Below are 8,539 nucleotides of genomic sequence, written 5' to 3'. Positions count from 1 at the left end.
GGAGATTTCCCATGCGCGATCGGTTGAACCTGACTTTGCCAGTGGAGATGATCGGCCGCATCAATGAGCTTGCCGACCGCAAGAGGCTCCCCCGCTCGGCCATCGTCGAGGCGGCGGTGGCCTCCTTCCTGTCGCCCGACGCGGCAGACCAGCGGGAGGCGGCCTTCACCCGCCGCCTCGATCGCCTGTCGCGGCAGGTCCAGCGCATCGAGCGCGACGTGCGCGTCACCGCCGATGCGCTCTCGCTCTACATCCGCTTCTGGCTCACCATCACCCCACCGCTGCCACCCGACGTCCAGGCCGCCGCGCAGATCAAGGGGCGGGAGCGTTACGAGGGCTTCGTCGAGACGCTCGGCAAGCGGCTGCAGAAGGGCCAGAGCTTCCTGCAGGAGATTCCGGACGACGTATCAGGACCACCTGTGGCGGGAGAGCCCAACCCCGCGGCTACAAGGTAGCCAGATCCGGCAGCAGGGCTTTACCGCATCCAGCGATGTACCCTTACCGTCGGCAGAGCACGATGAGCGAACGACAGTCGGTCGTGACCCGGAGGCGACGTTCGGAATGTCTGCTGCGAGGCTGCCCGGTCTACAGGCGGAAATGCGAGATTGACGAAAGCGTGCCCGGCAAGCGTCCCGCTCTAATCAGCGTTCATTCGTTTTGCGGACGCTTAGCTCGCACTCTATTCGATATCTTCGAGTGATCTTCCCCCGGAAAAGTGGACGGGGTTAAGCTGCACTGCGTTCCCTCTCGGCCGGGCTGATGTCGCCGAGCGCCGCGTGCAGGCGGCGGGGATTGTAGAAGCCCTCTATGTACCCGAACAGGTCCCCTCGCGCCTCGGCCCTGGTGGCATAGAGACGATGATGGACCCGCTCGGTTTTCAGGGTGAGGAAGAAGCTCTCCATGGGTGCATTGTCCCAGCAATCCCCCCTTGCGGCTTATGGATGGGGGGATGCCAGCGGTGGCGAGCGCCGAGTGGTGGATCAGACCGGGTGCCGGCCTCTGGCGCTCGATGGCCATGGCGAGGGCCTCCAGGGCGATCTGCGTATGCAGGGTCTCGCGCATGGACCAGCCGACCAGCTTGCGGGTGTGCATGTCGAGCACGCCGGCAAGGTAGAGCCAGCCCTCGCCTGTGGGGATGTAGGTGAGGTCCGCCAGCCAGACCTGGTTCGGGGCCTGGGTCGTGAAGTCGCGGGCGAGCCGGTTGGGAGCGATCGGATAGGAATGGCGGCTGTCGGTCGTCCGGGCGCGCCGTGGCAAGGCCGCCAGCCCCCGGATGCTGGCGTGGCGCATCAGCCGCTCGGTGCGGGAACGACCCACGCGCCGATTGTGCTCTCGCAGGGCCGCATGGATCCGCGGGGCACCATAGGTCCCGCTGCTGTGTGCGTGGATAAGCCGGATATCATCGGTGAGCGCCCGGTTGGCCTGCGCGCGCGAACTCTCCGACCGAGCGCGCCATGCATAACAGCCGCTGGCCGACGGCCCCAGGGCCTCGCACATCACACCGACCGGCCACACATCGCGATGCTCATCGACGAACCCGAACGTCATCGGGACGCCGCTCCGAAGATGAGCGCGGCTTTTTTAGGATGTCGCGCTCCATCCGCAGGCGCTCGTTCTCCCGCCTGAGCCGGGCGTTTCTTCGCAGCCTGGTCGGCCGGCGACAGGGCCGCCGCCTGCGAGATCGGGCTCCGCGCCGGCCCCGTCGCCTGGGGGGGGCGAGGTCTCTCACCCACCGGCGCTGCACCGTCTCGTGCAGACCCAGATCTTGCGCCACCTGTGAGGTGAAAAGGCCTCTGGTCGGGACCCGGTCAACCGCCTCCCGTTTGAACAACACCGGAAACACCCGACGCCGTGCACCCATTTGAAGCTCGCAAAAGCTAACATGGGTGTCCACAAAACCGAGGGAGGATCACTCTTGAAGCGAGACTGATTGTATTCGACACAACCCTCGGCAATGATTGCTGGTTGCAAGGGGGGGTGATTCGGCTTGTCGATCTATAAGAACAAACCAAGGCGGTTTCTTGAACGGCTGCACTTCCAAGATGGGGGCAACCCTATCGATGGTATTTGCTGCGCTGGTTTCGAGCTGAAGGCTTGGCGCTGTGTACCGTTCGCCGAGCATCTCATCGAATGGCTGCCAGAGTACGCGCTTCCCGAAGACGAGCTCGCGGTTAACCACGGCAACATGTACGTCAAGCTAAAGAAGGCGGCCGTCCGGGTCTATACAAGCGAGAAATACAAGAAACGCGGTGAGGCTGGAGAGGTTGCTCTTCATGCAATTTGTCGTGACTATTTTGATACCCTGCCAATTTCGAACAGAGTCTTCTACAAGAGTGCGTCGAACGATGTCGTGAAAGCGTTTGACATGGTGCACGCGCGCTTCCCGACAGGCGGCGGCGTGGAGCTCTGGCTTGGTGAGTCAAAGCTCTATCAGGACACGTTAGAAGCCATCGCTACGGCCCTCAAATCGGTAGCGGAACATTTGGAGCAGGGATTTCTCAAGGAGCAGAAACTCCTTCTTGGCCCCCAAATTCCCAAGACGACGCCCCGGTACGACGAGATTTTGGAGCTATTCGAGCCGCAGACGAGCCTGGACAAGTTCATTGCGTCCGGCGTGTTCGTCATCGGCATCCTGTCGGACAGTAAAGCGTGCCGCGGCGCAACCGAATTTTCTGATGCCTACAAAGCCGCGCTGATGGCAGAGTTTGCTGCGATCCGTGACCGACTTGCGAAGTCGGGACTCACGAAAAGCATTCGCGTCGTGCTCTTGTATGTGCCGCTCGCAGACAAGAACACGTTCGTAGCTACATTTGATGCTAAATTGAAGGGACTCCAATGACCGTGTCCCAACAGCAGTGGCATGAAATCGAGAATCTCCGGGGCTCGGCGCTGAAGGGGCGTGTCTTCTCGATCTTGCAGGAGACTGCGCGCGACATTCAGACACGCGACCTAGACGACCCGGACGTTCTCAACGTCGTCCCTCGCCTCGCTGCGCTTCTAGATTCGAAGCCGGAGCTTGCGTCGTACCGCGAGGTATTGAGCACGCTCGCGCGATCGGTCGGCCTCTGGAACTACATTGATAAAGAAACAGCGGACTACCGTGATGCGGCGGTCGCTGATGCTGTCACTTCCGAAGAGCTTGATGGCGTCACGTTCCATAGGGAGCAGATTGCTGCTCTAAATACGCTGCTGGCGGGCAAGAACCTCGTATTGAGTGCGCCGACGAGCTTCGGTAAGAGCCTCCTGATTGACGCGCTCCTCGCCACCAATCGCTACAAGCGTGTCGCCATCGTACTGCCGACTATCGCGCTCCTCGACGAGTTCAGGCGGCGGATCGAAAAGCGGTTCGGCAACCGCTTCTCACTCATCATGTATCACTCTCAGGTGGCCCCGCCAGACGACGCCGTAATCTTCTTGGGCACGCAAGAGCGATTGATAAATCGGAATGACCTCGGCCGACTCGACCTAGCCGTGGTCGATGAGTTCTACAAACTGGATCCATCCCGTCAGGATGACCGCAGCTCAACACTGAATGCGGCCGTCTATCAACTGCTCCGTCGGTCGAATCAATTCTTCTTTCTCGGGCCGAACATCGAGACTGTCCGATACTCGGCCGACAATCGGTGGAAGTTCGAATTCCTCCACACGCGCTTCTCGACCGTAGCCGTAGACACTTTCGATCTCACTCGGATCAAGAACAAGGAAGCCAGGCTATTGGAAGAGCTAAAAAGCTCGACCAACTGGCCCGCGCTCGTGTTCATTTCATCGCCTGACCGGGCAAATGCGCTTGCTGCAACTCTGACGAAAGACGTGACCTTCGCGAAGGTCAACGACATGTCGAAATGGATTGACGACAACTTTGGCGAAGGATGGAAACTAAGCGATACTGTTGCCGCCGGTGTCGCGGTGCATCATGGTCGGATTCCGCGTTCGATGGCCTCTCAGTTCGTGCGCATGTTTAACGCCGGAACGCTCCCGGTCCTCATTTGCACCTCAACGCTCATTGAAGGCGTCAACACCGCCGCTAAATCGGTGCTCATTTACGACAAGAAAATTAACCGGAAAGACTACGATTTCTTCACATTTTCAAATATTCGAGGTCGCGCGGGGCGTCTTGGTCAGCACCACGTCGGCTCGGTCTACCTGTTTCACTCGCCTCCGGGCGAGCAGAGCATTGAAGTCGAACCGCCTCTCTTCGGTGATCTCGATGAGGCGCCGGATGAGCTGATTGTGCATATCTCTGATGAAGATAGCTCGTCCGCTATCAGCGACCGAGTGACCGAGCTCGCGCGTACCATGGGACTTTCAGCGGATGAACTTCGGCTCGCTTCATCCGTCGGCCTTGAGGATGCCGCTGCGCTCAGGCAGCTCACGCAGCTCGCGTCTCGTCAGGGCGCCCAAATTCACTGGAGTGGTCATCCAAAGTATCACGATATTCTCGCCGTCTGCAACATAATCTGCGAGATTCGCAAAGTCAGTGAATTCGGCATCAGAAGTGCTGCACAGTTAGCCATGTACCTAACGAATCTGCGGACCCATGGCACGTTGCGAGGCTTTTTCCATTGGCATAGCAGTTCGTACAAAGGGGAGCCGCAGCAGCAGGACAACATCTTCCGTTTTCTGCGCGCATGCGAATATGGACTACCTCAACTCTTCTCAGTCGTCGAGCTGTTTGCGAAGCGCATTCGCACAACCACGAACTATAGCTTGTTCATCGCTGAAATGCCGCGATGGTTTCGGGCCGAAGTTCTCAAGAACCTTGATGAGCAGGGCGTGCCGGTGCAAATCTCCGAACGCTTCCTGGCGCGCAATGACACAATCGACTCGTTGCGGCGCCGTCTCATTCAAGAGGCTCGCAACCCCAATAGCGAGCTGACGAGATTTGAGAAGCAGTGGGTCCTGGACGCACTCGCGAACTAAGTGAAGCGCCCCGAGTTTTCTAGACGCCTTCGGCTTGCGCTTTATGCTGCCGTTCGAACTCGATGGGTGACAGCATCCCGTTGCGTGCGTGCTTCGGGTGGGGTTGTAGAACATCTCGATGTAATCGAACACGTCCCGGCGTGCCTCGTCGCGCGTGCGGTATACCTTGCGGCGGATACGTTCGCGCTTGAGCAGGTTGAAGAAGCTCTCGGCCACGGCGTTGTCATGGCAGTTGCCGCGGCGGCTCATCGAGGGCTGCAGATCGTGGTGTTTCAGGAACGAAGCCCACTCCATGCTGGTGAACTGGCTCCCCTGGTCCGAATGCACCAGCACACGGCCCTTCGGCTTGCGTCGCCAGACGGCGGCCAGCAGCGCCTGAAGCACGACGTTGGTCGTCTGCCGGGCCTGGCATGGACCAGCCGACGACGCGGTGGGAGAAGAGATCGATCACGACCGCCAGATAGGCGAAGCCTTCGTGGGTGTGGATGTAGGTGATGTCGGTCACCCAGGCCTTGTCAGGCGTCTCCGCGTCAAACCGGCGATCCAGCGTGTTGTCGACCGCCAGAGATGGCTTGCCTCCATAGTGGCCGGGCCGGCGCTTGTAGCCGATCTGCGCCCGGATGCCGGCGAGCCGCATCAGCCGCGCAACCCGATTTGGACAGCAGCTCTCGCCCATGTCCGTCAGGTCGTCGTGGAGCTTGCGATAGCCATAGACTTTGCCGCTCTCGCGCCATGCCGCGCGGATCAGCTCGATCTGTCGATGGTCTTCCTGCTCCCGCTTGCTCAGCGGGTCCTTCAGCCAGGCGTAGAAGCCGCTGGGCTGGACACGGAGGCACCGACACATGGCGCGGATCAAAAACAGCAGGCGATGCTCGGCCATGAACGCGTACTTCACTTGGCATCCCTGGCGAAGTACGCGGCCGCTTTTTTTAGGCGGTGTGGACGGATTTGATGAGGATGAAGCCCAAGGCGAGAGCGATGATGGCGGCGAAGCTGCGCTCGGTTTTCTCGCAGCGCAGGGCGACGCGCTTGAAGCGTTTGAGCTTGCCGAAGCACTGCTCGATGCGGGCGCGGCCGCGGTAGAGCGCCTTCGGGAAGAAGGCCGGCCGGTCCTTCGAGTTGGATTTGAACGGGATGACAGGCGCGATGCCCCGGGCCCTGGCGATGGCCCGGTTGGCCTTGGCATCATAGCCCTTGTCGGTGAGCACCGCGCGCGGCGTCACGTCGGGACCAAGATCCAGCAGCAGCTTGAAGAGCGGACTGTCGCCGGCCTCCCCGCCGGTCAGGTGGAAGGCGATCGGCTGGCGGTCGAAGTCGCTCTTGAGGTGGATCTTGGTGGAGAAGCCGCCGCGCGAGCGGCCGAGGGCGTGACCGTCCTGCCCCTTTTGCTCCGGCGGCGGAGACATGGGCGCGCACCACGGTGGAGTCGAACATCTGGACCAGATGGGCCGTGCGGCTCAGAGAGGCCAGGGTTTCGAAGAACAGCTCGAACACGCCGGCCTGGCGCAGCCGCCAGAACCTTTTCCAGACGCTGTTCCAGGAGCCGAACTCGGCCGGCAGCGCCCGCCAAGAGATGTTGTGCACGGTGATGGCTTCGAGGAACTTGCGGTCGTCGCGCCCCTTGTCGCCGCGTCGCGACCGGCAGGCGCGGAACACCTCCAGCGCCACCGCCCAATCCTCGTCCGTCATCCGCGTCAGCATGGTCGACCTCGCCCAAAAGCCGACCCGCTATGAATCACCGAAACGCCGAAAAGGGAATCCCGCAGCCTCAACCGAGGGAAATCCGTCCACACCGCCTAGCGGCCAAAATCGTGGCCACTACAGAGATACCGTATTTATCCTATTTAGCACGTCGCCTCTGGCGCTGCGGCTCTCTTCACGCCATGCCAATCCAACACCATTTGCCGGGCCATCAAATCACGCGAGGGCCGTCCGTGAGGGCTCAAGCGGCAGCCCAACTGAAGTCTTGATTGCGATAACTTTGTGTTGCAACTTGGAAATGGAGGCGGGGGGAGAGGGGGACCTAAGATGGCCGATAAAACCAACAAACTGACAATATATCTTATCAAGTCTGTGTATTCCGAATTTTCCGAAATCGTTGAAGACGGCATCGCAAGCATCGAAGTACCGGGGGTTGGTACATTTTACCTGGAGAGCTCGCACCCGCGTCCACCGAGCTGGCTCTCAACCTTTTTCAAATCAACCATCGATGAGGCATTGGCGCGCTTTAGCTTACTGACGGCCAGCGCAAAGGGACTGCTTTTGATCCGCCTGCCTGATGGAGACGGCTTTCAGATATTTGCATTGGCCTTTGGCCATGGGCGGCATCTGTTGAGGGACGATGTGGTCGAGGAGCGATTTGGGCTGAAAATCGTCTTGAACAGCGTCGCCAACGATAGCCTTCGAAGCATCGACAAGGTTACGCTGGGCTCCGTCCCTAAACAGAGCCGTGAGCAAATTAGCCGCGAAAGTCCTGCTGGTAGCTTTGGCATCGATGTGGAACAGGACCTAATCAGCGCGGTCACCGGAAGATCCCGGCTTGAGGCATTTGGACGTACGATTTCCGGAAAGGACGCTTTCGCTACCTCGACGAAAATCGATGTCGAGAATGTCGGGGCCTTTCTAGTGACTTGCCTGCAACAATTCCGCAGCGAGGACTACAAGGCAGATTTCGACTGGATTGATCAGATCGCTGAAGTGCGATCCGTGAGGAAGCAGACCGAACTGAATGATGCTATTGTCGCGAGGTTCACGGAGAGGGAGTACGCTCATATATGGATGGTCCCGCCGGAGATTGTTGACTGGGCGGACGCTGTCGGATTCCGTTATGGGCGCCGGAAGCGCGCAGAGTTGGTTCCGGACATCGACGTGGCTGGACTTGTTACAGAAGCGAACGACGAGCCCATAACGCTGGAATGGCTCAAGAAGACCAGCATCTATCTGATTTCGGCTCGCACTGACGACGTTCTGCTCGGGTGGCCCGCCTTCCGTTGCCTTTATGCCGAGCTTGAACTAGACGGGTATACGTATGTCCTCAACGGCGGCAAATGGTATGCCGTAGCGGCAAATTTCGCTCAGCAAGTGAAAAACGCTTTCGTAAACGTGCCCGATGCCGATTGTGAATGTCCGAGCTATGCGCATATCAATGAAGGCGAGTACAACGAATATTTGTCGGCGGCGCTCCAAGGATCATGTTGCCTGGATGCGGATTTGATTCAATATGGAGGCGGGAGTAGCTCAATTGAATTCTGCGATGTATTAACTATCGATAAGAAACTTATTCACGTTAAGCGCTACAGTGGCTCATCACAGCTCAGTCATCTGTTTTCTCAAGGTGCAGTTTCAGGGGAGCTCTTTATGCAGGATGCTGCTTTTCGAGCCAAATTGAACGAGAAATTGGAAGGACCTCACAAGCTGGAAGACCCAAGGGTTCGTCCCATCCCTCAGGATTACGAAATTGTATTTGCGATTATCAGTAAATCGCCGCGGTCGCTCGATATCCCGTTTTTTAGCAAAGTCACGCTTCGTAATGCGTGTCGACGGTTAGAGGGGTATGGGTATAAAGTTTCCAAAAAGAAGATTCCCACTGTGTATTAGTTGTTAGTGCCGCTCTGGATGT

5 protein-coding genes and 3 pseudogenes are annotated in these 8,539 nt (G+C 58.9%); 4 read left to right on the top strand and 4 right to left on the bottom strand.

The window, feature by feature from the left end; genetic code table 11:
* Positions 1–11: 11 nt before the first annotated feature.
* Complete coding sequence (locus V5F61_RS20915; protein ID WP_393990579.1) at positions 12–455, top strand: ribbon-helix-helix protein, CopG family; 444 nt, start codon at positions 12–14, stop codon at positions 453–455.
* 270 nt (positions 456–725) lie between these two features.
* Here the strand turns inward: V5F61_RS20915 and V5F61_RS20910 are convergent.
* Positions 726–1,861 (bottom strand): annotated as a pseudogene (locus V5F61_RS20910) (IS3 family transposase).
* 126 nt (positions 1,862–1,987) lie between these two features.
* On the opposite strand from V5F61_RS20910, the gene V5F61_RS20905 reads away from it, so the two are divergent.
* Both V5F61_RS20905 and V5F61_RS20900 read left to right on the top strand, forming a co-directional pair.
* A complete protein-coding gene (locus V5F61_RS20905) occupies positions 1,988–2,839 on the top strand; it encodes a HamA C-terminal domain-containing protein (RefSeq protein WP_393990575.1) in 852 nt (283 codons plus the stop codon).
* Positions 2,836–4,920: a DEAD/DEAH box helicase gene (locus V5F61_RS20900; protein ID WP_393990576.1), complete on the top strand. Its 2,085-nt coding sequence runs from the start codon at positions 2,836–2,838 to the stop codon at positions 4,918–4,920. Before V5F61_RS20905 ends, V5F61_RS20900 begins: the two co-directional genes overlap by 4 nt.
* 19 nt (positions 4,921–4,939) lie before the next feature.
* Here V5F61_RS20900 and V5F61_RS20895 read toward each other — a convergent pair.
* The 3 genes and pseudogenes from V5F61_RS20895 to V5F61_RS20885 form a co-directional block, all read right to left on the bottom strand.
* Positions 4,940–5,851 (bottom strand): annotated as a pseudogene (locus V5F61_RS20895) (IS3 family transposase); the annotation flags it as partial.
* The gene (locus V5F61_RS20890; RefSeq protein WP_393990577.1) at positions 5,850–6,326 is read right to left on the bottom strand and encodes an IS5 family transposase; all 477 of its coding nucleotides are present in this window, start codon (positions 6,324–6,326) and stop codon (positions 5,850–5,852) included. The pseudogene V5F61_RS20895 and the gene V5F61_RS20890, both read right to left, overlap by 2 nt.
* Positions 6,327–6,414: 88 nt before the next feature.
* Positions 6,415–6,609, bottom strand: a pseudogene (locus tag V5F61_RS20885) (transposase); the annotation flags it as partial.
* 339 nt (positions 6,610–6,948) lie between these two features.
* Here V5F61_RS20885 and V5F61_RS20880 point away from each other — a divergent pair.
* A complete protein-coding gene (locus V5F61_RS20880; RefSeq protein WP_393990578.1) occupies positions 6,949–8,517 on the top strand; it encodes a TIGR04141 family sporadically distributed protein in 1,569 nt (522 codons plus the stop codon).
* Positions 8,518–8,539 lie beyond the last annotated feature (22 nt).

The sequence above is a fragment of the Xanthobacter sediminis genome, assembly GCF_043195015.1.
Taxonomy (GTDB): Bacteria; Pseudomonadota; Alphaproteobacteria; order Rhizobiales; family Xanthobacteraceae; genus Xanthobacter.
This window is presented reverse-complemented; position numbering and strand designations above follow the sequence as displayed.

Bases quoted from the DNA above. Each gene is read 5' to 3' on its own strand.
- V5F61_RS20915 (WP_393990579.1), top strand. From the start codon at position 12: ATGCGCGATCGGTTGAACCTGACTTTGCCAGTGGAGATGATCGGCCGC.
- V5F61_RS20900 (WP_393990576.1), top strand. From the start codon at position 2,836: ATGACCGTGTCCCAACAGCAGTGGCATGAAATCGAGAATCTCCGGGGC.
- V5F61_RS20890 (WP_393990577.1), bottom strand. From the start codon at position 6,326: ATGTCTCCGCCGCCGGAGCAAAAGGGGCAGGACGGTCACGCCCTCGGC.
- V5F61_RS20880 (WP_393990578.1), top strand. From the start codon at position 6,949: ATGGCCGATAAAACCAACAAACTGACAATATATCTTATCAAGTCTGTG.